At 71.4% G+C, this 22,765-nt stretch carries 18 protein-coding genes and 2 rRNA genes; 19 read left to right on the plus strand and 1 reads right to left on the minus strand.

Translation table 11 applies throughout. The features are described from left to right. The 16 genes from ABF401_RS14945 to ABF401_RS15020 form a co-directional block, all read left to right on the plus strand. Positions 1-385, plus strand: a 23S ribosomal RNA gene (locus tag ABF401_RS14945); the annotation flags it as partial. A 77-nt stretch (positions 386-462) separates the two neighbouring features. Further along, positions 463-579: ribosomal RNA gene (rrf, locus tag ABF401_RS14950) — 5S ribosomal RNA — on the plus strand. A 117-nt stretch (positions 580-696) separates the two neighbouring features. Next, on the plus strand, positions 697-1,959 hold the full coding sequence (locus ABF401_RS14955; protein ID WP_353510365.1) for a tetratricopeptide repeat protein: 1,263 nt from the start codon (positions 697-699) through the stop codon (positions 1,957-1,959). 16 nt (positions 1,960-1,975) lie between these two features. Beyond that, complete coding sequence (locus tag ABF401_RS14960) at positions 1,976-3,079, plus strand: HAD-IIA family hydrolase (RefSeq protein WP_353510366.1); 1,104 nt, start codon at positions 1,976-1,978, stop codon at positions 3,077-3,079. Positions 3,080-3,163: 84 nt separating this feature from the next. Next, positions 3,164-3,361 carry a hypothetical protein gene (locus ABF401_RS14965; RefSeq protein ID WP_353510367.1) on the plus strand — a complete coding sequence of 66 codons (198 nt, stop codon included), beginning with the start codon at positions 3,164-3,166 and terminating at the stop codon, positions 3,359-3,361. Beyond that, the gene (locus tag ABF401_RS14970; protein ID WP_353510368.1) at positions 3,358-4,161 is read left to right on the plus strand and encodes a TlyA family RNA methyltransferase; all 804 of its coding nucleotides are present in this window, start codon (positions 3,358-3,360) and stop codon (positions 4,159-4,161) included. The genes ABF401_RS14965 and ABF401_RS14970 overlap by 4 nt, the downstream gene beginning before the upstream one ends. Continuing rightward, on the plus strand, positions 4,158-5,243 hold the full coding sequence (locus tag ABF401_RS14975) for an NAD kinase (RefSeq protein WP_353510369.1): 1,086 nt from the start codon (positions 4,158-4,160) through the stop codon (positions 5,241-5,243). The genes ABF401_RS14970 and ABF401_RS14975 overlap by 4 nt, the downstream gene beginning before the upstream one ends. Before the next feature lie 9 nt (positions 5,244-5,252). After that, the gene (recN, locus tag ABF401_RS14980; protein ID WP_353510370.1) at positions 5,253-7,043 is read left to right on the plus strand and encodes a DNA repair protein RecN; all 1,791 of its coding nucleotides are present in this window, start codon (positions 5,253-5,255) and stop codon (positions 7,041-7,043) included. A 78-nt stretch (positions 7,044-7,121) separates the two neighbouring features. Continuing rightward, positions 7,122-8,303: a putative cytokinetic ring protein SteA gene (steA, locus tag ABF401_RS14985; protein ID WP_353510371.1), complete on the plus strand. Its 1,182-nt coding sequence runs from the start codon at positions 7,122-7,124 to the stop codon at positions 8,301-8,303. Beyond that, a complete protein-coding gene (locus ABF401_RS14990; protein WP_353510372.1) occupies positions 8,300-9,244 on the plus strand; it encodes a copper transporter in 945 nt (314 codons plus the stop codon). The genes steA and ABF401_RS14990 overlap by 4 nt, the downstream gene beginning before the upstream one ends. Then, positions 9,241-10,152 carry a hypothetical protein gene (locus tag ABF401_RS14995; protein WP_353510373.1) on the plus strand — a complete coding sequence of 304 codons (912 nt, stop codon included), beginning with the start codon at positions 9,241-9,243 and terminating at the stop codon, positions 10,150-10,152. The genes ABF401_RS14990 and ABF401_RS14995 overlap by 4 nt, the downstream gene beginning before the upstream one ends. Before the next feature lie 79 nt (positions 10,153-10,231). Beyond that, on the plus strand, positions 10,232-11,899 hold the full coding sequence (murJ, locus tag ABF401_RS15000; protein ID WP_353510374.1) for a murein biosynthesis integral membrane protein MurJ: 1,668 nt from the start codon (positions 10,232-10,234) through the stop codon (positions 11,897-11,899). Further along, positions 11,896-13,062: a glycosyltransferase family 4 protein gene (locus tag ABF401_RS15005; RefSeq protein WP_353510375.1), complete on the plus strand. Its 1,167-nt coding sequence runs from the start codon at positions 11,896-11,898 to the stop codon at positions 13,060-13,062. Before murJ ends, ABF401_RS15005 begins: the two co-directional genes overlap by 4 nt. Positions 13,063-13,078: 16 nt before the next feature. Then, positions 13,079-14,827: a CTP synthase gene (gene pyrG, locus ABF401_RS15010; RefSeq protein WP_353510376.1), complete on the plus strand. Its 1,749-nt coding sequence runs from the start codon at positions 13,079-13,081 to the stop codon at positions 14,825-14,827. Next, positions 14,824-15,519 (plus strand): NUDIX domain-containing protein, encoded by a 696-nt coding sequence (locus tag ABF401_RS15015; RefSeq protein ID WP_353510377.1) that lies wholly within the window; start codon positions 14,824-14,826, stop codon positions 15,517-15,519. The genes pyrG and ABF401_RS15015 overlap by 4 nt, the downstream gene beginning before the upstream one ends. A 91-nt stretch (positions 15,520-15,610) precedes the next feature. After that, on the plus strand, positions 15,611-15,916 hold the full coding sequence (locus ABF401_RS15020) for a YchJ family protein (RefSeq protein WP_353510378.1): 306 nt from the start codon (positions 15,611-15,613) through the stop codon (positions 15,914-15,916). Here the strand turns inward: ABF401_RS15020 and ABF401_RS15025 are convergent. Continuing rightward, positions 15,892-16,851: an EamA family transporter gene (locus tag ABF401_RS15025; RefSeq protein ID WP_353510379.1), complete on the minus strand. Its 960-nt coding sequence runs from the start codon at positions 16,849-16,851 to the stop codon at positions 15,892-15,894. The two genes, ABF401_RS15020 and ABF401_RS15025, sit on opposite strands and share 25 nt — an antisense overlap. Before the next feature lie 73 nt (positions 16,852-16,924). Between ABF401_RS15025 and ABF401_RS15030 the strand changes: the two genes are divergently transcribed. From ABF401_RS15030 to aspS, 3 genes are all read left to right on the plus strand, one after another. Next, entirely contained in the window at positions 16,925-17,833 is a 909-nt protein-coding gene (locus ABF401_RS15030) for a LysR family transcriptional regulator (protein ID WP_353510380.1), read from the plus strand. Positions 17,834-18,028: 195 nt separating this feature from the next. Beyond that, entirely contained in the window at positions 18,029-21,217 is a 3,189-nt protein-coding gene (locus ABF401_RS15035) for a PQQ-dependent sugar dehydrogenase (RefSeq protein ID WP_353510381.1), read from the plus strand. Positions 21,218-21,418: 201 nt separating this feature from the next. Further along, positions 21,419-22,765, plus strand: a 1,347-nt coding sequence (gene aspS / locus ABF401_RS15040; RefSeq protein WP_353510382.1) for an aspartate--tRNA ligase, incomplete at its 3' end; no start/stop codon positions are given.

The raw sequence follows: 22,765 nt of genomic DNA on the forward strand, positions 1-22,765 counted from the left end.
GCATCCTGGGGCTGGAGTAGGTCCCAAGGGTTGGGCTGTTCGCCCATTAAAGCGGTACGCGAGCTGGGTTTAGAACGTCGTGAGACAGTTCGGTCCCTATCCGCTGTGCGCGTAGGAAACTTGAGAAAGGCTGTCCCTAGTACGAGAGGACCGGGATGGACGAACCTCTGGTGTGTCAGTTGTTCTGCCAAGAGCACCGCTGATTAGCTACGTTCGGAAGTGATAACCGCTGAAAGCATCTAAGCGGGAAGCACGTTTCAAGATGAGGTTTCCAGGCCCGCGAGGGCGAGAGGCTCCCAGCTAGACGACTGGGTTGATAGGCCGGACGTGGAAGCACAGCAATGTGTGGAGCTGACCGGTACTAATAAGCCGATAACTTGACAACAAAGATGCTACGCGTCCACTGTGCAGTTCCCGAGATACAAACGGGACACACCCACACATTTGATATCTCCATAGAGTTTCGGCTGTCATAGCGAAGGGGAAACGCCCGGCCCCATTCCGAACCCGGAAGCTAAGCCCTTCAGCGCCGATGGTACTGCACTGGTGACGGTGTGGGAGAGTAGGACGCAGCCGGACACACTTTTCACAAGGCGCCCTGGACGAGACTCATTGATTTCGTCCGGGGCGCCTTTTTTGTTTTCGGGGACGCAGCTCGTGTGGCGCGAATGCGGTCCGAGGGAGAAGGATGACGTCATGAGCGACGACCGGGACAGGAACGATGACCGGCGAGGCGACCGCGCGAGGCGAGACGAGTCCCGCCCGCGTCGTGACGACGGCCGTTCCGGGCAGGCCAAGGGGCCTCGCCCCACCCGAGGGGCGGGTTCGGCGGGAGGCAAGGACTCGCGTGGCTCCGGCTCGACGCGATCCGGCAAGCGCCCGTACGGAACTGGTCAGGGACGCGACGGGGTTGACCGCCGCGACGGCCGACGTGATGACCGGCGTGATGGGAGCACGGAGCGGTCCTACGGCCGGCGCGATGATCGGCGCGATGCGCCCCGAAGTGAGGGACGCAGCGAGCGGTCCCATGGTCGGCGCGATGACCGGCGCGATGCGCCCCGCGGCGAGGGGCGCAGTGCGGGATCGCGGGGCCGAGCGTCCAGTTCAGCGGCGCCTCGCTCCCCTCGCGGTGGACGGCGTGACGAGTACCGGGACTCCGGCCAGGGCCGTGGCGGGCGGCCGGGCCCCGAGGAGCGCCGCGGTGGTCCGAGACTGACGCCGAAGTCTCCGCGCAAGCCGGAGCCAGCGATCCGGGAGGGAGTCACGGGGCACGAGGTCGACCGTGGCGTCAAGAACCAGCTCCGGACACTGTCGAAGGAGAACGCCGAGGGCGTCGCGCAGCACCTCGTCATGGTCGCCGAGCTGCTTGACGTGGACCCGGAGGCGGCGCTGGCGCATGCCGAGACGGCGGTGCGCCGGGCCGGCCGGGTTCCCGCGGCGAGGGAGGCCCTGGGGCTGGTGGCCTATCGCATGGGTGACTGGGCCCGGGCGCTCAGTGAGTTCCGGACGGTGCGCCGCCTGTCCGGCTCGCACCACCTGCTGCCGCTCATGGTGGACTGCGAGCGGGCCCTTGGTCGCCACGTCAAGGCGCTCGAGCTGGCCCAGAGCGAGGAGGCCGCGAACCTGGCCATCGACGACCGGGTCGAGCTGGCCATCGTCGTCTCGGGGATTCGACGCGACCTGGGCCAGGTGGAGGCTGCAGCGGCGGGGCTCTCGGACCTGGTCCGGCGCCTCAGCCCGAATCGCCCGTCGGCCGCGCGCCTCTACTACGCCTACGCCGACGCCAAACTGGCGGCGGGCGAGCCTGGCGAGGCGCGGGAGTGGTTCGCCCGCGCTGCCGACGCCGACCACGAGCTGACGACCGATGCGGCCGAGCGGCTCGACGAGCTCGATGGCGCCGAGGTCATGGACCTGTCGCCCGAGGAGGACGAGGTCGATCCCGAGTCCGTGCAGGGCTGAGCTGGCGGGACACCGCATGGGCGACGACAGCCGAACCTCTGAGCGCACGTCAACCGGCGCAACCCCCTTCGCACGGGCGTCGGAGGGCCCCATTCGGGACGCCTACGACGGCATCGTCTGTGACCTCGACGGCGTCGTCTATCGGGGAGCCGGGGCGGTGCCGGGTGCCCCGGCTGCCCTGCAACGCCTGGCCGCCCGTGGAGTACGGATCGTCTACGCCACGAACAACGCTTCTCGTCTGCCCGGCGAGGTCGCTGAGCATCTCACCTCGCTCGGCCTGCCGGTCACCGCAGCCGACGTCGTGACAAGTGCGCAGGCGGGGGCCGCAGCGCTTGCGACCCTGATCGCGCCGGGCTCGCGCGTCCTCGCGCTCGGCGGACCGGGAGTCGCCGCAGCCCTGGCCGAGACCGGTCTGGACGCTGTCCTGCCGGGGTCCCCCGCGAGCACGGGGCCGGTCGACGCCGTCCTCCAGGGTCTCGGCCGGGAGCTCACGGTCGGCGACTTCGAGAACGCGGCCAGACACCTGGCCAGCGGCGCGGTGTGGGTGGCGAGCAACGCGGACTCGACGCTTCCCCTGGAGTGGGGGCTCGCGCCCGGCAACGGGGCGTACGTCGCCCTGCTTGCGGCCGCCCTCGGCCGCGAGCCAACGGTGGTCGGCAAGCCCCACGCGCCGCTCTATCGCGCGGCAGTTGAGCGGCTCGGCACGGCCCCGGAGACGACCTTGGCCGTCGGCGATCGGCTCGACACCGACATCGCAGGCGCGGTGGCCGCGGGACTCGACTCGGCCTGGCTGCTCACCGGCGTGGACCTTCCCAGCGAGCTCCTGCGTCGCCACGAGGACGGCGTGCCGACGTGGGTCCTCGGCAGCTTGAGCGAGCTCGAGCAGCCGTATGCCGCTGTGTCGGCGTCCGCTGGTGGGTGGACGTGTGCCGGTGGCCGCGTGGCACTGTCCGCGGGAGGTCTGGACGTCGTCCCAGGTGCCGCACGTCCAGTCGAGCTCGTTCGAGCCGGGCTGGCGGCCCTGCTCGCCACCGTCGAGGGCGGGACCCTCGGGTCCCGTGAGCTCGAGCGGCTGGCCGCGCAGCTCGACGGCCTGCTGGACCGAACCGGGTCGTCGTAACCGCTACGGTGACTGGTGGACGTGGCAGCGGGACGAGTCGCCGCCACCTCGCTTGACCGGGCGAGAGCACAGCAGGGAGGCACGATGAGCACCGAGTTCGAGGATCGGGTCACCTCGGGGCCCCCCGCACCAGAGGCACCGGTGACCGGTGACGCGGCCATCGACGCAGTCCTCGCCGACCTGGCATCGGCCCAGGACGCCACGCTTGCCGATCGGATCGGCGCGGGCGAGCGCGCCCTCACCGATCTCCAGTCCCGCCTCAACGACCTCGGTGGCGCGTGACCCGGAGCCGACTCGACGCCGCTCTCGTGGCTCGGGGCCTTGCCCGGTCGCGGGCCCAGGCCGGAGAACTCATCCGCGACGGCGTCGTGCTCGTCGACGAGCAGGTCGTGGGCAAGCCCAGCCACCAGATATCGGATGCCGCCGTCATCGCGCTGACCCGCGAGGTCGACCCCTGGGTCGGTCGAGCGGCCCTCAAGCTGCTGCGCGCCCTCGAGCTCTGGCCGATCGAGGTGGTCGGCCGACGCTGCCTCGACGTCGGCGCGAGCACGGGAGGCTTCACCCAGGTCCTGCTCGAACGGGGAGCCAGCGAGGTGACGGCACTCGACGTGGGCCACGGCCAGCTGGCGACGCAGCTGGCGGGTGATCCGCGAGTCATCGACCTGCCGGGCACGAACATCCGGGACGTCGACGCCGCATCACTCGGCGGACCGTTCGACCTCGTCGTGTGCGATCTCAGCTTCATCTCGCTCACCGTTGCGCTTCCGGCGATTCGGTCCCTCGTCGCCGACAGTGGCGACCTCGTCGTGCTGGTCAAACCCCAGTTCGAGGTCGGCCGCGAGCGGTTGGCTCGCAGCGGCGTCGTCACCTCGCCCCATGAGCGGCGTCGCGTGCTGCGCACCGTCCACGAGACGTCGACGCGGCTGGGCCTGGGCATCCGTGCGGCGGCTCCGAGCCCGATCCGGGGCGGTGAGGGCAACGTCGAGTTCCTCCTGTGGCTCGTCCCACGCCGCGTCACCGCCGCGGGCCTGTCCGCGGATGACATGCTGGACTCCATCGGCCGCCAGGAGGAAGACCCGTGAACCGCCGCATCCTGCTCGTGGCGCACCCCCGTCGGCCCGAGGCGCTCACCGTCGCCAAGGGCGTCATCGATCGGCTCACGGACCTCGGGATCGAGGTGTCGCTCCAGGCCGACGAGGCAAAGGTGCTCGACCTCAAGCACAGCAACCGGGTCCACATCGCGACCGAGGCGATGGTCGCGGAGGAGACGGTCGCGGAGGGATGCGACCTCGTCGTCGTCCTCGGAGGGGACGGGACGATCCTGCGTGGCGCGGAGTTCGCGCGGAGCGTGGACATCCCACTCTTGGGGGTCAACCTCGGACACGTCGGCTTCCTCGCCGAGGCGGAGCGTGACGACCTCGACGCGACGGTCGAGCACATCGCCAACCGCCAGTACGCCGTGGACGAGCGGATGACGCTCCACGTCGACGCGAAGTTCGACGGCGAGATCGTGGCGAGCAGCTGGGCCCTCAACGAGGTCAGCGTGGAGAAGGCATCTCGCGAGCGCATGCTGGAGCTGACCATCGAGGTTGACGGTCGGCCGCTCTCGAGCTGGGGCGGTGACGGCCTCATCGTCTCGACGCCCACCGGGTCCACGGCCTACGCCTTCTCGGCGGGTGGGCCGGTTGTCTGGCCGCAGGTGGAGGCGATGCTGCTGGTCCCCAACTCCGCTCACGCGCTCTTCGCTCGTCCGCTCGTGCTGGGGCCGGACTCACACGTTGCGATCGAGCTGCGCACGGGGACCGACGTCATGGGCATCATGTGGTGTGACGGACGTCGTCACATCGACCTCCCTCCCGGTGCGCGCATCGAGGTGCGCCGCGGAATTCGTCCGGTCCGGCTGGCGCGCCTGACGTCCGCTCCGTTCACCGACCGGCTCGTGGCGAAGTTCAATCTCCCGGTTCGGGGTTGGCGCGGCGACGGGACCCGGGCCCGGCCCATGGCCGGCGCCTCGCCCCGGTCGGACCTCTGGATCCGCAGCCAGCCGACCGGGGCAGGTCCCACGCCGCGGCCCGCCCAGCGGCCAGCCGCATCGGACGCACGGGAGCAGACACGCGCGGGTGACGTGGACGACACGCACGGCGCGGAGGGGGCCCGGCCCTAAGGTGGTCCCGTGTTCAGCCAGATGAGGATTCGAGGGGTCGGCGTCATTGACGATGCCGTCCTCGACCTGAGCCCTGGCCTCAACGTGCTGACGGGTGAGACCGGTGCCGGCAAGACCATGGTCGTGTCGGGCCTGGGCCTGCTCCTCGGAGAGCGGGCCGACTCGGGACTGGTCCGGACGGGTGCGGACCAGGCCCTCGTCGAGGGCGTTGTCCAGCTGCCGATCGGTCATCCGGCGCTCGAGCGGGCGGACGAAGCCGGGGCGGAGCACGAGGACGGCGAGCTCGTCATCGCGCGGACCATCACCGCGTCCGGGCGTTCGCGGGCTCACGTCGGCGGCCGCACCGCCCCCGTCGGGGTGCTGGCCGAGCTCGGACGCCATCTCGTCGCGGTCCACGGCCAGGCGGACCAGTGGCGGCTGAAGCAGGGAGAGGCTCATCGTGAGGTGCTCGATGACTTCGGCGGTCCCGAGGTGGTCGCGTTGCGGGACCGGGTCGCGAGCCTCCACGACGAATGGCGGGCCGCACGCGCCGAGCACGAACGGCTGGCGGGGGAGTCGCGCGAGCGGGCTCGGACCATCGACTCGCTGACCGCGTCACTCGAGGAGATCGAGGCGGTCGACCCGCAGCCCGGGGAGGACGTCGCGCTGCGGGCCGAGGACGAGCGCCTCGCGCACGCGGACAGCCTCAGGCTGGCGGCCGGCCGCGCCCTGGCCGACCTCAGCGGGGATGAGTATGCCGCTGAGCCGGCTCCCAACGTCCGTGACCTCATCGGGTCGGCCAGGTCTGCGCTGTCGCACGGGGCCCTCCACGACGAGCGGCTTGGTGCGCTCGACTCCCGACTCGACGAGGTCGCCACCCTCGTGACCGATCTGGCGGCCGACCTGACGGCCTACCTCGAGGACGTGGAGCTCGACCCACAGCGCCTCGAGCACGTCCAGGAGCGCCGGGCGGCTCTGGCGGTGCTCACCCGCAAGTACGGTGAGACGGTCGATGAGGTGCTCGACTGGTCGCGGGACGCGGCGGCGCGCCTCGACGCTCTCCTGACTGCGGACGATCGGGTCGAGATCCTCCACGCCCGGCTCGGCGAGCTCACCAGCGATCTCGTGGAGGCGGCATCGGAGCTCACCGCCGCACGTCGGGCCGCGGCCACCGACTTCGCAGCGCGGGTATCGGCGGAGCTGTCCCATCTCGCGATGGGCAAGGCAGTCGTGGAGGTCCGGGTCGAGCAGCGCACTGCTGAGGACGGGCTGCCGCTCCCTTCGGGTGAACGGGTCCGGATCGCGAGGCACGGCGCCGACGACGTCGAGATCCTGCTGGCCGCCAACGCCGGCGCCGCCCCGCGGAGTGTCGCCAAGGCCGCCTCGGGGGGTGAGCTGTCCCGAGTCATGCTCGCCCTCGAGGTGGTCGGCTCGACCACCGGCGCTCCCGACGGCACGGCGGCGCGACGGCCCGGCACGCCGCCGACCTTCGTCTTCGACGAGGTCGACGCCGGCGTGGGTGGGCGTGCCGCCATCGACGTCGGTGCCCGGTTGGCCGCTCTCGCCGAGCAGGCGCAGGTCATCGTCGTGACCCACCTGGCCCAGGTCGCGGCGTTCGCCGACCGGCACCTGGTCGTCCACAAGTCCGATGACGGAGCGATCACCTCGAGCAACGTGACCGTGGTCGATGGTGCCGACCGGCTCCGCGAGCTGTCCCGGATGATGGGCGGTCACGCGGACTCGGAGGCGGGTCTCGCGCACGCGCGAGAGCTGCTCGAGCAGGCCGATGCGCTGCGTGGCTCGCGCGTCGGGGCTGCCTGAACGACTCCGTTTCGTTGTCTGCGGCGAGGGTTCGCCGGTGGGTGGCCCCCAGACTGACGTGGCACGATGGGGGCAACCATGGCCATGTCTCTCCGCCGTCGTGCGCACTTCCCCACCTCGCGTCCCGGGGTGATGGGCCCTGCCCGGGTGGATCGCCGGACGAAGAACCTGACGAAGCGGCTGCGACCCGGGGACATCGCGGTCATCGACCACGAGGACCTCGACAAGGTGAGCGCGGACGCACTTGTTGCCGCAAGGCCGGCCGCCGTCGTCAACGCCTCGGCCTCGATCTCCGGCCGCTATCCCAACGTGGGGCCACAGATCCTCAACGAGGCCGGCGTGCCGCTGCTCGACGCCGTTGGGCCGTCCGTCCTGCAGCTCCACGACGGTGACTCGCTGCGGCTGGACGGCCAGGAGCTCTGGCGGGGTGACACGCGGATCTCGTCGGGTCAGCTCCTCGACGCCGAGGCGATCCAGGCCCAGATGCACGAGGCCCGTGCGGGACTGGCGGTTCAGATCGAGGCCTTCGCGACGAACACCATGGAGTACATCCGCAAGGAGCGCGAGCTGCTGCTCGACGGGATCGGGATCCCGCCCATCCGGACCAGGATTCACGGGCGGCACACGCTCGTCGTGGTGCGGGGCTACCACTACCGCGAGGATCTGCAGACTCTGCGCCCCTACATCCGGGAGTACCGGCCCCTCCTCATCGGCGTCGACGGCGGCGCCGACGCCATCCTCGAGTCCGGCTACCGACCTGACCTCATCGTCGGCGACATGGACTCCGTCTCGGATCGCGCCCTGAGATCGGGCGCGGAGATCGTCGTGCACGCGTACCGCGACGGCAGGGCGCCCGGGCTGGCCCGGGTCGAGGCACTCGGCATCAAGCCGGTCGTCTTTCCCGCTGCCGGCACCAGCGAGGACGTCGCACTGCTGCTTGCCGACGACGCGGGTGCCGAGCTCATCGTGGCCGTCGGGACCCACGTGACGCTGGTCGAGTTCCTCGACAAGGGCCGGGATGGCCAGGCATCGACCTTCCTCACCCGACTCAGGGTGGGCGGCAAGCTCGTCGATGCCAAGGGCGTGAGCCGGCTCTACCAGGCGCGCATCCCGGCCCGCATGCTCGTCGTGATGCTCCTCGTCGGCATGCTCGCGCTCTTCGCCGCGGTCTCCGCCACTCCCGCCGGTCAGGCATGGCTGCAGGTCATCGCCGCCCGCTGGGATGACGTGTGGACCTGGATCGTGGGGATCGTCACGTGATCGACTTCCGGTACCACGTGGTCTCCATCATCTCGATCTTCCTGGCCCTTGCGGTCGGAATCGTCCTCGGCGCCGGCCCGCTCCAGGGCAACCTCGGGTCGCAGCTCACCGACCAGGTGTCGGCGTTGCGGACCGAGAAACAGGACCTCAACGACCGGCTGGCGGCGAGCGAGGCGAGGGTCGCGGCCGGCGACGAGTACGCGACGGCGGTGTCAGGCCGGGTCATCGACGGGGCCCTGGCAGGTCACAAGGTCGCCATCATCAGGCTGCCCTCGGCCGAGGGCAGCCTGGCCGACCTCGTCGAGGAAGCGGTGCGGAACAGTGGGGCGACGCTGGGACCAACGCTGACGGTCAACGGCGAATGGTTCGATCCGGCGCGCGCGCCGGATCGAGCGGACGCGGCGAAGGCGGCCGCCTCGACCTTGGGCATGGTGTCGGCGCTCACGGGGGATGCGCTCCTCGCCGAGGTGCTCGCCCGCCTCGCGGTGAGCAAGGACGTCGTGTCCGCCTCCGAGTCGCGCACCGCTGCACTGGAGACCCTCACCCGCGCCGGACTGGTCGAGTCCTCAACGGACGAGCCGGAGCCGGCCGACCTCGCCGTGATCGTCTCCGGGTCCTTCACCGGTGACGAGACCGAGGTCCAAGCTCGGTCGGAGACGATCCGGACCCTCGCCCGCATCGTGGCGGAGAACTCCGCAGGAGCGGTCGTCGCAGGACCCGAGCCGGCGGTCTCCTCCGGGCAGCGGATCTCCTCGGACGCCGTCGCGGCCGTCCGCAAGGTGGAGGCCATCGCCGGGCTCATCTCGACCGTCGACCACGCGAGCGACGCAGCGGGACCGGCCATCGTCGTGCTCGCGCTGAAGGCGGAGCTCGCTGGAGACGTGGGCCACTACGGGACGGCGGAGGGAGCCACGGCGGCGGTGCCGCGGGTGGCTCCGTGAGGCCACGTGCCCGGGCGGTGGTCCGCTCTGCCGCTGCCGCGGCGGGCGGAGCTGCCGGGTCCGCGGCGACGCGACGCCTCGCAGCCCGCCTGCCCCGGCGGATCAGGCAGCCCTGGGAACGGACCAACTACGCCGGTCGTCCGCTGACCCTCCTGGAGGGCCCCGCCTGGCTGGCCGGCGCGGTGTCCGGGATCGGAACCGCGGCCCTGCTCGAGGCGCTCGACCGCGACGAGCCAGCGGCAGCCGTCCGGTCCTCTCCTGCAGCGGCTCTCGTCGTCACCGTTGCGAGCGGCGCCCTGGGAGCCCTGGACGACCTGGCCGGCTCGGCCTCCCGCAAGGGGATCAAGGGGCACCTCGGCGCGCTCCGCCGGGGTGAGCTGACGACCGGGGCGGTCAAGATCGCCGGGTTGGCCGTGACCGGGCTGGTTGGCGTCCTGCTCACCGATCGCGTCGCAGGCCCCACCGGCGTGTCCGGCGCGAGAGGCGGGGGACGGGCCGGACTGGCCGTCATCGAGACCCTCGTCGGGGGAGCGGTCGTCGCCGCGGCCGCGAATGTCGTCAACCTCTTCGACCTGCGGCCGGGGCGGGCGCTCAAGGTCGTCCTGGCCGGCGCGGCCCCGCTCGCGATCGCCGGCTCCACCTCCGCCGGCTCGGCTCTCGGCGCCTCCGCCGGCGTCATCGAGGACGACCTGGCCGGAGTGTCGATGCTCGGCGATACCGGAGCCAACGCCGCGGGCGCCCTGGCCGGACTGGCCCTTGTCGAGCGCTGCGGGCTGCGAGGCAGGTTCGTCGCCCTGACGCTGCTGACGGGGCTGACCCTCGCCTCCGAGCGGATCAGCTTCAGCTCGGTCATCGAGGGCAACGACGTCCTGCGTCGCCTCGACGACTGGGGCCGGGCTCGTCCATGACCTCCCCGACGACCTCCCCGACCCCATGACCTCCCCGACCCCATCGACTCCCGACGCGGACACCGGACGCGGAGGATCGGTGCCCATCGTCACGCGGAGCGTGGTCGCGGCGGCAGGGTCTATCGCGGCGATCACGCTGCTGGCCCGGATCGTCGGTTTCGGTCGCTGGCTCAGCTTCTCGCACTCCGTCGGTGCGACGCCCGTCGGGACGGTCTACCAGTCGGTCAACGCCGTCCCCAACGTCATCTTCGAGATCGCCGCAGGCGGCGTCCTGGCCGCGGTGGCGGTGCCCCTCGTGGCTGGGGCACTCGCGCGCGCGGACCAACGATCCGCCCACGAGACGGCCTCGGCGCTGCTGACCTGGGCGCTGGCCGTGCTGCTGCCGCTCGGTGCCATCGTCCTGCTCGCGGCACGGCCGATCGCCTCGGCCCTGCTCGGCACCGGTCAGGCGGCGGCGGTCGGACTCGGCGCCGAGTTCCTCGCCATCTTCGCCATCCAGCTGCCCCTCTACGGTGTCGCCATCGTCCTCGCGGGGATCCTGCAGGCGCACCGCAGGTTCGTGGCCGCAGCCCTCGCGCCGCTGTTGTCCAGCCTTGTCGTCATCGCGACGTACCTCACCTACGGGTCGCTCGTGTCGGACCCCTCCGCCGAGATCGCCGCGATCCCGCGCGGGGCGGTCCTCGTCCTCGGGGTGGGCACGACCCTGGGGGTGGCCGCGATGGCGCTGCCCCTGACCGCGCCCATCCGTCGGGCCGGTGTCCGGCTACGGCCGCGCCTGCACTTCCCGACCGGAGTCGGCAGCCGGGTCCGATCCCTCGCGATCGCCGGCCTGCTGGCCGTCGTCGGCCAACAGCTGGCCACCCTCGTCGTCATCCGGCTCGCGAACGACCGGGGCGGCGTCGGCACCCTGAACGTCTTCACGTACGCCCAGGCGGTGACCCTGCTTCCCTATGCCGTGCTCGCCGTCCCCCTGGCGACGGCTGCCTTCCCGAGCCTGGCGGGCGCCGCGGCCGCGGAGGACCGATCCGGCGCGATGCAGCACGCAGGGTCGGCGTCGACCACGACACTGCGGCACAGCTGGTTCGGGGTCCTCGTCGTGGGTGCCGTCGGGGCAGCGATGCTCATCGCCGTCGCGGGCCCCGTCGGGACCTTCTTCCGCCTGCTCGACGCGGGCGATGCGGCGGACGGGTCCAGCGCGACGCTCGGCGCGATGGCCGAGTCCCTCGCTGCGTTCGCGCCGAGCGTCCCGGCGCTGGCGGTCATCGGCCTGTTGAGCCGAGCCTGCTACGTCCGCGGCAAGGCGGTGCTCGCCGGTACTGTCGTGGGGCTCGCGTGGCTGGCCACCACCGTCACGCCGCTCCTCGTCCTCGACCCCGACCGGCCCGACGGCCCGGCGGCCCTGCGGATCCTGGCCCTGGGCTCGAGCGTCGGCCTCGTGAGCGGTGCCATCGCCCTGACCTGGCTCGTCGCACGAGTGTGGGGCGGCTCGGCCCTCTCCGTCCCACGGCGACCGATCGCAGCCGCGCTGACGGGGTCGGTCGCCGCCGCCGTGCTCGGCTGGGTCGCCGGGACGCGGATCGTGGCAACGGGCCTGCTCAGCGCGGTCGGACTCGGTGCCGCGATCGGCGTCGGCTCGGCGGTCGTCCTGGCCGCCGTTGCCCTGGCGGTTGACCCCGGTCTCGCGCGTCGCCTGCGACAGCTGCGCCAGCCGGTTCCGCTGGCGGCCGACACCGGCAGCCGGCCATGAGGGTGCTGATGGTCCTCGGCGACTCCACCGGAGGGATCGGGGCCCATGTCGACCGGCTGACGCGCGACCTGAGGGCGCTGGGTCACGAGGTGGTGCTCGCGACGTCGGCGGCAACGGCTGCCACCTTCGGCTGGCCGGATGCCCAGCAGCTGTGGCCCGTCCACCGCGGACTCTCCGCACCGCGAGGCCTCGTCGACTGGCACCTGCTCAAGAACCTCTCCGGCACCGTCGACGTCGTCCACGCCCACGGACACCAGGCCGCCGTCGTCGCGGCGGTGGCCGTGTCCCGCGCCAGGCCGCGTCCCCGCTTCGTCGTGTCCCTGCACAACTCCCTGCCCGGCCGCGTGGCGGACCGGCCCGACGGCCGTATGCCGCTGGGCTCGCTCCGAGCCCACACCGTGGTCCCGAGGGCGGTGCGGAGCGTCCTGGGCTGGGCATTGCGGCGCGCGGCGCTCGTCACCGGGGCGAGCGACGACCTCGTGGCGCTCGCGCGGGGCCTCGGTGCCCGGCGAGCCGAGCTCGCGACCGTCGCGTCGCCCGCGGTCCCGCGCCTGCTCGCAGTCCCGGTGACCACGCCCGCGGAGCGTCGGGCGGCCCGGCAGGTACTCGGAGGCGCCCGTGGGATCCCGGCGAGCGCCTGCGACCTCCCGCTCGTGCTGACCGTGGCGCGGATCGCCCCGCAGAAGGACCTGCCGACGCTCGTCGCCGCTGTGCGATCGTCGCATGGTCCGGCCCGCTGGGTCGTCGTGGGTGGGGGGGACGAGCGGCTGCGCGCGTCGCTGGAGAGCGAGCTCAGCGGCATACCCCTTGATCTCGTCGGTGCCCAGCCGGACGTGGAGGCCTGGTTGAGGGCGGCGGACGTCTTCGTCCTGACGAGCCGGTGGGAGGCCCGGGCACTCGTCGTGCAGGAAGCGATGGCGGCCGGCCTGCCGGTCGTCGCGACTCGGACCGGCGGTCTGCCCGGCCTCATCGGGGAGGCGGGCGTCCTCGTCCCCGTCGGCGACTCACGTGCGGTGGCCGACGCCGTCGACCGGCTGCTCGGCGACGAGGGCCTGCGACGGCGCCTGTCCAGCGAGGCTCGGGCCCGTGCGGCGACGTGGGCGTCTCCGGAGCAGGAGGCACGCCGCTGGGTGGCGCGGTACACGGCCGGGGCCACTCCATGACGTAGACTTAAAGCCCGTGGTGGAAACGACGAAGCACATCTTTGTGACCGGAGGCGTCGCCTCATCGCTCGGGAAGGGCCTGACGGCGTCCAGCCTGGGTCGGCTGCTTCGATCGCGTGGCCTGCGCGTCACGATGCAGAAGCTCGACCCGTACATCAACGTCGATCCGGGGACGATGAACCCGTTCCAGCACGGGGAGGTCTTCGTCACCGACGACGGCGCAGAGACCGACCTCGACATCGGACACTACGAGCGGTTCCTCGACGTCAACCTCGTCGGGTCCGCCAACGTGACGACCGGGCAGGTCTACAACAACGTCATCGCCAAGGAGCGGCGAGGTGAATACCTCGGCGACACGGTCCAGGTCATCCCGCACATCACCAACGAGATCGTGGCCCGGATGCGGGCCCTCGCCACGGGGACGCCGGACGCGCCGGACGTCATCATCACCGAGATCGGCGGCACGGTCGGCGACATCGAGTCCCTGCCCTTCCTCGAGGCGGCCCGTCAGGTGCGCCACCTCATCGGCCGCGAGAACAGCTTCTTCCTCCACGTCTCCCTCGTGCCGTACATCGCGCCGAGCGGGGAGCTCAAGACGAAGCCCACCCAGCACTCGGTGGCGGCGCTGCGCCAGGTCGGCATCCAGCCCGACGGGCTCGTGCTGCGCGCGGACCGGGACATCCCGGAGCCGATCAAGCGCAAGATCTCGCTCATGTGTGACGTCGACGTCGACGCCGTCGCCGCCGCGGTCGACGCGCCGAGCATCTATGACATCCCCAAGGTGCTGCACCGTGAGGGGCTGGACGCCTATGTCATCAGGCGGCTCGGGCTCGGCTTCCGCGACGTCGACTGGACCGAGTGGGACCAGCTGCTCCAGCGCGTTCATGACCCGGAGCACGAGGTCGAGGTGGCACTCGTCGGCAAGTACATCGACCTGCCGGACGCCTACCTGTCCGTCACCGAGGCGTTGCGGGCAGGTGGGTTCCACCACGACGCCAAGGTCACGATCCGCTGGGTGGCCTCCGACGAGTGCCAGACGCCGGAGGGCGCACAGCGATCGCTCGGCGGCGTCGACGCCGTGCTCGTGCCCGGGGGCTTCGGTGTCCGCGGGATCGAGGGGAAGCTCGGTGCCCTCACCTGGGCACGAGAGCGCCTGGTCCCGACGCTCGGCATCTGCCTCGGCCTCCAGTGCATGGTCATCGAGTACGCGCGAAGCGTCCTCGGGATCGAGGGGGCGTCCTCGACGGAGTTCGACCCCCAGACCGAGGCGCCGGTCATCGCGACGATGGAGGAGCAGAAGGCGTTCGTCGAGGGGGCCGGCGACCTGGGCGGCACGATGCGGCTCGGCCTCTACCCGGCCTCGCTCAAGGACGGGACCCGCGTCCGGGAAGCCTATGGACAGGCCGAGGTCCGGGAACGCCACCGTCATCGCTACGAGGTCAACAACGGCTATCGGACCCAGCTCGAGGGGGCCGGGCTCGTCATCTCGGGAACGTCGCCCGACGGGCAGCTCGTGGAGTTCGTCGAGCTGCGCCGGTCCGTCCACCCCTACTACGTGTCGACGCAGGCCCACCCCGAGTTCCTCTCCCGTCCGAACCGGGCGCACCCCCTCTTCGCCGGTCTCATCGGAGCCGCGCTGGAGCAGCAGCGGGCGGAGCGGCTCGTCGAGGTCGAGCGGCCGCGCCACCTCGGTGAGCTCGGCGAGGGCGAGCCGCCGACCTTCTCCGACCCCACGCTCGTCACCATCCCGGCTGACGCCGAGTGAGCCTCTCGGCCCCGAGGGGTGGACTCGTCGACGTCGTCGAGGACTGGACGACGGCACCGGTTCTCGAGTCGGAGGTGCCCTTCTCGGGCCTGATCTTCAACGTCCGCCGTGACCGCGTCGACCTCGGCGACGGCGGGGTCGTCGTCCGGGACTACGTCCAGCACCCCGGCGCCGTGGCGGTCGTGGCTCTCCAGCCGTTCGACGGGGTGGACCACGTGCTGCTGATCCGCCAGTACCGGCATGCGTCGCGCGGGCACGTGTGGGAGCTGCCCGCCGGCCTCCTCGATGTCTCGGGGGAGCCGCACTGGCAGGCGGCCGCTCGGGAGCTCGCCGAGGAGGTCGATCTCGTCGCCGGACAGTGGGACGTGCTCATCGACGAGCTCGCCTCCGCCGGCGCCTTCCCGGAGCCGGTCCGGATCTTCCTCGCTCGGGACCTGCGGGACGTGTCCGGGGAGCACCGGCACGAGCGCCGAGCCGAGGAGCTGACGATTCGGCCGCTCTGGGTGCCCCTCGACGACGCGCACGAGGCCGCCCTCGCGGCCCGCATCAGCAACAGCGCCGCCCTCATCGGCGTCCTCGCTGCTCAGGCGGCCCGGGCGGAGGGATGGGCGACGCTGCGTCCCAAGGACGCCCCTTGGCCGGCATGGGAGGCCCAACGAGCTGGGGGAGAGTCGTCTCCCCGGGGCAGCTGACCATGGCGGGCGGGTGACCATGGCGGGATCGTGTCCCTGCGGAGGCGCCTCCTACCGCGACTGCTGTGAGCCCGTCCTCGACGGAGTCCGTGTGCCGGCCACGGCCGAGGAGCTGATGCGATCGCGCTACACGGCCTACGCGGTCCACCACGCCGACCACATCTTCCGGACGTGGCATCCGCGAACGCGCCCCGAGCGCCAGCCCGTCGACGCGAAGGTCGACTGGCTGGGCCTGCGGATCGTGCGTGTCGAGGGCGGCGGCCCCGACGACGACACCGGCGTGGTCGAGTTCGTCGCCCGCAGCTCCGGATCTTTCGGCGCAGGCGAGCTGCACGAGCGGAGCCGGTTCACGCGGCGCGCCGGGCGCTGGTTCTACGTCGACGGCGACCCGGTCTGAGCGGACGCGGCCGGCCGAGCCCGCTGCCCTCCGGTCGTCGGACGTGGTTCGTTCGGCTGGGTGAGGGGGCGGCTGGTCCTGGGCCGGCGGAGCAGGACCGCGGTGGCCACACCGGCGAGGAGGACGAGCCCGCCGAGCAGCTCGAGCAGGGTTGGGCGCTCCCCGAATGCCAGGGCCGCCGCGGCCATGCCGAAGACCGGCACGAGCATCGCGAACGGGGTGACGCTCGCCACGGGGTGTCGCGACAGCAGCGTGTTCCAGATCCCGTAGCCGACGAGTGAGGACAGGTAGGCCGTGTAGGCCGTCGACGCGGCGGCCTCCCAGCCGAAGGCGGCCAGGCCGTTGGCGATCGCCTCCGGTCCCTCGATCACCCAGGACAGCGCGAGGGCAGGAAGGGGAACGACCAGCCCGGACCAGACCGTCAGACCCAGTCCGGACACCTTCCCGACCCGACGTGTGAGCACGTTGCCGATGGCCCACGAGACGGCAGCGAGGATGACGACCACAAGGGGCAGCAGCGGCGAGCTCAGTCCCCGACCCACGGCGATGACGACCAGGCCGGCTGCGCCGAGGCTCACGCCGAGCAGCTGACGCCGGGATGGCCGCTCACGGAGCCAGACCGCGGCGATGACCACGGTGAACAGGACTTGGGCCTGGAGCACGAGTGAGGAGAGGCCCGGCGGCATGCCGAGGTGGATGCCGACGTAGAGCAACGCGAACTGGCCGAGGCTGACGAAGGCGCCGATGAGCAGCAGGTCACGCCATGGCAGCGCGGGCCGTTTGATGAAGAACACCGCGGGGATGCAGACGACGACGAAGCGGATCGCGAGGAAGAGCAGGGGCGGCACGTCGTCGAGCCCGACCCGGATGGCCACGAAGTTGCTCCCCCAGATGAGGGCGACGAGGACGGCCAGTGCGGCGTGGCGGGGACGCATGGCATCGAGTCTGCGCGAGCGGACCGTGAAAGACCATCAAATAGTCGTCGCGACCACCATGTAGCGTTGCTGCATGATCGATCCTGTTGCGCTGCGTTCCCTCGTCGCGGTCGAGCGACTCGGCTCCGTCGGTGCCGCGGCGACCGCGCTCGAGTACACCCCGAGCGCGGTCTCCCAGCAGATCAAGCGACTCGAGTCGCAGACCGGCGTGCAGCTGCTCGAGCGGCAGGGGCGCGGCGTCCTCCTCACGGAGGCGGGCCGGTCCCTGACCGAATCGGCGCGTGACCTGTTGGCCGAGATGGAGCGTCTCGAGGCTCGGGTGCGCGGGATCGAAGGCCGGCCCGTGGGCTCGGTGCGCATCGCCGTCTTCGCCACCGCGTACCGTGGCATCCTTCCCGGTGTCCTTGAGCGGCTTCGCGCGAAGGCGCCCGGCGTCGTGCTCCGGGCGGACGAGATCGACCCCTGGGAGGCGGTCGACGCCGTCGCTGCCGGTTCACACGACCTTGCCGTCGTGCACAACTGGGAGCCCCTGCCGCTGGCCATCCCCGCCAACCTCGAGGTCCGGCACGTCGGCCGAGATGTCGCCGACGTCATTGTTCACCAGACCCACCGGCTCGCGGATCATCGCGAGCTGTCCGTCGAGGACGTGCTGGACGAGGAGTGGGTGTCCGTTGCCCCCGGCTCGATCTGCCACCAGTGGCTCGTGAAGATGTTCGCCGACGTCGGGCGCGCCCCGCGGATCCGGCACTTCGCTCTCGAGTTCGCGACCCATGTCTCCCTCGTGGGCGCCGGTCAGGTGGTCGCCCTCGTGCCCCGCCTTGGTCGCGGTGAGCTCCCGGCCGACGTCAGGGCGGTGCCGATCACGCAGCCGGTGTCGGCTCGCACCGTGAGCGTCCTGTGGCGCTCGACGATGGGGACGAGCCCGGCCCTCAACGCGGTCGTGGACGCGCTCTCCGCCGAGTCCGTGGCCGCGCTCAGCTGAGGAGCCTCCCTGCCCTACCGTGCAGACGGTGCACCTCCCCGTCAGTCTCCTGGCGGACTGCGACGAAGGACCGCCCACCGCGGCCGGTCGCCGGAGCCTCTGCTCGCTTCCGGCGATTCGGCCACGCCGAGGGCCCACCCCGCACTAGCGTGGTCGCTGCGGGGCCCGCTGACGACGATGTGGCAGGGGATCAGGATGATGGCGCACACCTCGGACGGCATCGCCCGGAGCAGGATCCGAGCGGGGCGGGTCGCTGCGCTGATGGTGGCCGGGCTCATCGCCACCACCGCGCTGGTCGCCAGCGTCGGCTCGCACGAGGCGACGGCGGCCCAGCGTCTGCCGAGCGGCTTCATCCTCCAGGACATTTCGACCGGCATGACACCACCCTCGGCAGCAGGCCCCGGTGACTTGCTGACCGACTTCGACTACCTCCCGGACGAGAGCTTCTTCGCCGTGGGCAAGTACGGGCTCGTCCAGTGGGTGCCCAAGAGCGGTACACCGAGGCGCATTGCTTCCTTGTCCGTGGTCACCACGGGCGACCTCGGCCTCGTGAGCGTGGCGGTGGCGCCCGACTACGAGTCCAGCCGCACGATCTACACGGCGCGGGCCCTCCCGAGCACCGGTCCGGGGTCTGGCGAGACCGGGATCCTGCGCCTCAGCAAATGGACCGTCGTCGTCGACCGAGACGGCCTCCCGACCGGCCTCTCCGACGAGCGGGCGCTGCTCGAGACCTCGTCCGACGGCTGGATGCACACGTTCGGGTCGGTCCTGGTCGAGCCGGACGCGACCATCTGGGTGAGCATCGGCGACGGCGTCATCAACGTGACGGACAAGATGGCCCTGCGCTCCCTGGACGTCAACGACGTGCACGGCAAGGTCCTGCGGCTCCGCCCGGACGGGTCCGGTCACCCGGACAACCCGTTCTACGACCCCGCGAACCCGAGAGCCGCCCGCAGTCTTGTCTTCGCAAGCGGCCTGCGCAGCCCCTTCCGGTTCAGCCTCGACCCGGGCACCGGGCTGCCGGTGCTCGGAGACGTGGGCCGTTCGGTCACCGAGGAGGTGGACCTCATCCGCCCGGGGTACTCGTTCGGGTGGCCGTGCTGGGAGGCCTCGCTGCCCGCGCCGGGCTACAAGGACCTGCCGGAGTGCGTCGGGGTCACGACGGCGAAGCCGCTGTGGGAGTATCCCCACGCCGGTAGCGGCGCCGCCGTGACGGGCGGCATCGTCTACACCGGCACGTCCTATCCCGCGGCCTACCGTGGCCGCTACTTCTTCGCGGACTACGTCGACCACACCCTGTGGACCTTGGGCTTCTCGCCGGCCGGAGAGCTGACGGCCGCGCCGGAACCGGATGGCTTCGGCGTCGACGTCGGTGCTCCGGTCCGGTTCGCCGCGGGGCCAGGCGGGGACATCGTCTTCGCCGACATCTCGGCCGCTCGGCTGCGCCGCCTCGTCTACGCACCAGGGAATGCAGCCCCGGTCCCCTCGTTCACGAGCACCGCGAACGCGGACACGCGCACCATGTCCTTCGACGCGCAGGCGTCCTTCGACCCGAACGGCGACACGCTCACCTACAGGTGGGACTTCGGGGACGGGACCGCGGCGACCGGGGTCACTGCGACTCATCGCTACGCCGCTGACCCCGACCACTACACCGTGACCCTGACCGTGACCGATCCGCTCGGGCTGTCGGCCCAGTCGGCCCGGGTGGTCTACCCGGCCAACCACTCACCGACGCTCAACGTGAACTGGCCCGACTCTGCCGTCACGTATGCCGTCGGCGAGGTGATCCATGCGAGCGCTACGGCCTCCGACCCCGAGGACGGCCGCCTCAGCGTGTCGTGGTCCTCCCGGCTCGAGCACTGCTACACGCTCACCGACTGCCACCAGCACTACGGGGTCACAGGCCAGGGGCCGACGTTCGACCTTCCCATGGAGGGCCATGAGGGCGATACGCAGCTGTGGCTCACTGCCTCGGCCTCCGACTCCCATGGAGCGACGACCACCTCTGACTTCGCCGTGCAGCCGCGGCAACACCGGGTGACGGTGTCGAGCACGTGGCCAGCCGCCTTCACCATCGGGGACACCCAGACCACCTCGACCTTGCTCACCGAGGGCATGACGGTCAGCGTGGTGGCCGCGGACAAGGGCTTCGACGGACTCTCGACGTTCGTCTCGTGGGCCGACGGTCCCACCAGCCGGAGCCGGCCGATCACGATCGGCCCGGCCGACCTCACCTTGAGTGCCGTCTATCGGACACCGATCGATGACCGCTACGAGTCGGATGCGGCGTTCCGGACCAAGATGGGCGAGCCAACCGGTGCAGAGCAGGGCGACCTCGCGCTCCGCTCCAAAGCCTTCGCAGGCGGCGTCGCCCACTGGTCGCCCACCGCTGGCGTCCACTTCGTCACCGGCGCCATCGGGAAGCTCTACGCCGCGCTGGGCGGACCAGGCTGGTGCAGCGTGCCGACGACGGACGAACTTCCGACGAATCCCGTGGGCGGCTACTACAACCACTTCACGCGCGGCTGCTCGATCTTCTGGAGCAGCGCAACAGGTGCGCACTCGGTGAACGGAGTGATCCGCGACCTCTGGGCCAGCCTCGGCTGGGAGCGGTCCCTGCTCGGGTACCCCACGACGAACCTCGCGCCAACCGCAGCCCGGCCCGGGTACCAGACCCGATTCCAGCGGGGTGCGATCTACTACTCCGGCAGCACGGGAGCCCAGTACCTCACTGGTCCGATCTCGGCGAAGTATCTGGGCATCGGTGCCGAGGGCTCTCCGTTGCAGTTCCCGACCACCCCAACGAGGAACACCCCAAGTGGCGGGCAGTACCAGCACTTCCAGGGCGGTTCGATCTATTGGAGCAGTAGCACCGGTGCCCATCGTCTGGGCGGATCCATCCGGTCGCTGTACGCGAGCCTCGGGTGGGAACGCTCGTGGCTCGGATACCCGGTCACGGACATCATGCTCACCCCGTCGAAGAACGGGTACCTCACCCGGTTCCAGGGCGGCACGATCTACTGGTCGGGCGCGACCGGTTCCCGATATCTCGGCGGCCCCATTCTGACCAAGTACGTCTCCATGGGTGCCGAGGCGTCCGTCTTGCGATACCCGACGACGCACACGGCAAACACCGCGAGCGGTCTGGGCCGGTACCAGCACTTCCAGGGTGGATCGCTGTTCTGGAGCAGCGCCACCGGGGCACATCCGGTGACGGGCGCCATCCGGAGCACCTGGGCGAAGCTGGGATACGAGCGCTCGTGGCTCGGTTACCCGAAGAGCGACCCCTACGCGGTGAGCGGCGGCGTTCGACAGAACTTCCAGCACGGATACCTTGTCTGGAGCCGGTCGACCGGCGCGGTCAAGGCCTACCGGACCTGACGGTCGGCACCACAGGTCCCGTACCGCTGGGCCACTGCCGCCGGCGTCACACCGTCGCGGGGTGGCAGGCTGCACCCCGTAGGATTGGGCGTCGGCGTCCCCGCGCCCGACCCCGCGCACGACGAGGCTGTCCGAGCGCGACCGAGCCCAGCGGCATACGGCCACATCGTTTGAACCCGGCACCATCGGAAGGACACCTCCGTGCTCCGCACTCACGAGGCCGGCACCCTGCGTGCCGACCACTCCGGACAGACCGTCACCCTCACCGGCTGGGTGGCGCGACGACGCGATCACGGAGGCGTCGCCTTCCTCGACCTGCGGGACGGTAGCGGCGTCGCCCAGGTCGTCGCGCGTGACGAGGTCCTCGAGCAGGGTGGCGCGCACGACGTGCGCAACGAGTACTGCGTCAAGGTGACGGGGCAGGTGCGGGTCCGCCCGGAGGGCAACGCCAACCCCGACCTGCCGACCGGCGAGATCGAGGTCGTCGTGGACGAGCTCGAGGTGCTCAACCCGAGCGCGCCGCTGCCGTTCCAGATCGACGAGCGGGTCAGCGTCGGCGAGGAGGCCCGCCTCAAGCACCGCTACCTCGACCTGCGCCGCCCGGGTGCCAGCTCGGCCGGCGCGGCGATCCGCCTGCGCTCGCAGGTCAACGCCGCCGCGCGCCGCATCCTCGGCCAGCGGGACTTCGTCGAGATCGAGACGCCGACGCTGACCCGCTCCACGCCGGAGGGAGCGCGCGACTTCCTCGTGCCGGCCCGCCTGTCGCCGGGGTCCTGGTACGCGCTTCCGCAGAGCCCCCAGCTGTTCAAGCAGCTGCTCATGGTGGCGGGCATGGAGCGCTACTACCAGATCGCCCGGTGCTACCGCGACGAGGACTTCCGCGCCGACCGCCAGCCGGAGTTCACCCAGCTCGACATCGAGATGTCGTTCGTCGAGCAGGAGGACGTCCTCGAGCTGAGCGAGGCGATCATCGCCGAGATCTGGACGCTGATCGGGGTGCAGCTCGAGCCCCCGTTCGAGCGGATGACCTACGACGAGGCGATGCGCCGCTACGGCACCGACAAGCCGGACCTGCGCTTCGGGCAGGAGCTCGTCGAGTGCACGGAGTACTTCCGGGACACGACGTTCCGCGTCTTCCAGGCCGACTACGTCGGCGCCGTCGTCATGCCCGGCGGAGCGAGCCAGCCGCGCAAGCAGCTCGACGCCTGGCAGGACTGGGCCAAGCAGCGCGGCGCCCGCGGGCTGGCGTACGTGCTGGTCGGCGAGGACGGTGAGCTCGGCGGGCGGGTCGCCAAGAACCTCAGCGACGCCGAGAAGGCCGGGATCGCGGCGCACGTCGGTGCCCGGCCCGGCGACTGCATCTTCTTCGCCGCCGGCGCGACCAAGTCGTCCCGCGCGCTGCTCGGCGCAGCCAGGCTCGAGATCGGCCGCCGGCTCGACCTCATCGACGAGTCCGCGTGGAGCTTCGTGTGGGTGGTGGACGCGCCGCTGTTCGAGCCTGCCGACGAGGCGACCGCGGCGGGCGACGTCGCGGTCGGGGCCGGCGCG

Source organism: Intrasporangium sp., assembly GCF_040414665.1.
GTDB lineage: Bacteria > Actinomycetota > Actinomycetes > Actinomycetales > Dermatophilaceae > Intrasporangium.

What these genes read in the sequence shown, in the direction of transcription:
- ABF401_RS14960 (WP_353510366.1), top strand. Translation starts at nt 1,976, where the DNA reads ATGGGCGACGACAGCCGAACCTCTGAGCGCACGTCAACCGGCGCAACC.
- ABF401_RS14965 (WP_353510367.1), top strand. Translation starts at nt 3,164, where the DNA reads ATGAGCACCGAGTTCGAGGATCGGGTCACCTCGGGGCCCCCCGCACCA.
- ABF401_RS15035 (WP_353510381.1), top strand. Translation starts at nt 18,029, where the DNA reads ATGATGGCGCACACCTCGGACGGCATCGCCCGGAGCAGGATCCGAGCG.
- ABF401_RS14955 (WP_353510365.1), top strand. Translation starts at nt 697, where the DNA reads ATGAGCGACGACCGGGACAGGAACGATGACCGGCGAGGCGACCGCGCG.
- steA (WP_353510371.1), top strand. Translation starts at nt 7,122, where the DNA reads ATGGCCATGTCTCTCCGCCGTCGTGCGCACTTCCCCACCTCGCGTCCC.
- ABF401_RS15005 (WP_353510375.1), top strand. Translation starts at nt 11,896, where the DNA reads ATGAGGGTGCTGATGGTCCTCGGCGACTCCACCGGAGGGATCGGGGCC.
- ABF401_RS15025 (WP_353510379.1), bottom strand. Translation starts at nt 16,851, where the DNA reads ATGCGTCCCCGCCACGCCGCACTGGCCGTCCTCGTCGCCCTCATCTGG.
- ABF401_RS15030 (WP_353510380.1), top strand. Translation starts at nt 16,925, where the DNA reads ATGATCGATCCTGTTGCGCTGCGTTCCCTCGTCGCGGTCGAGCGACTC.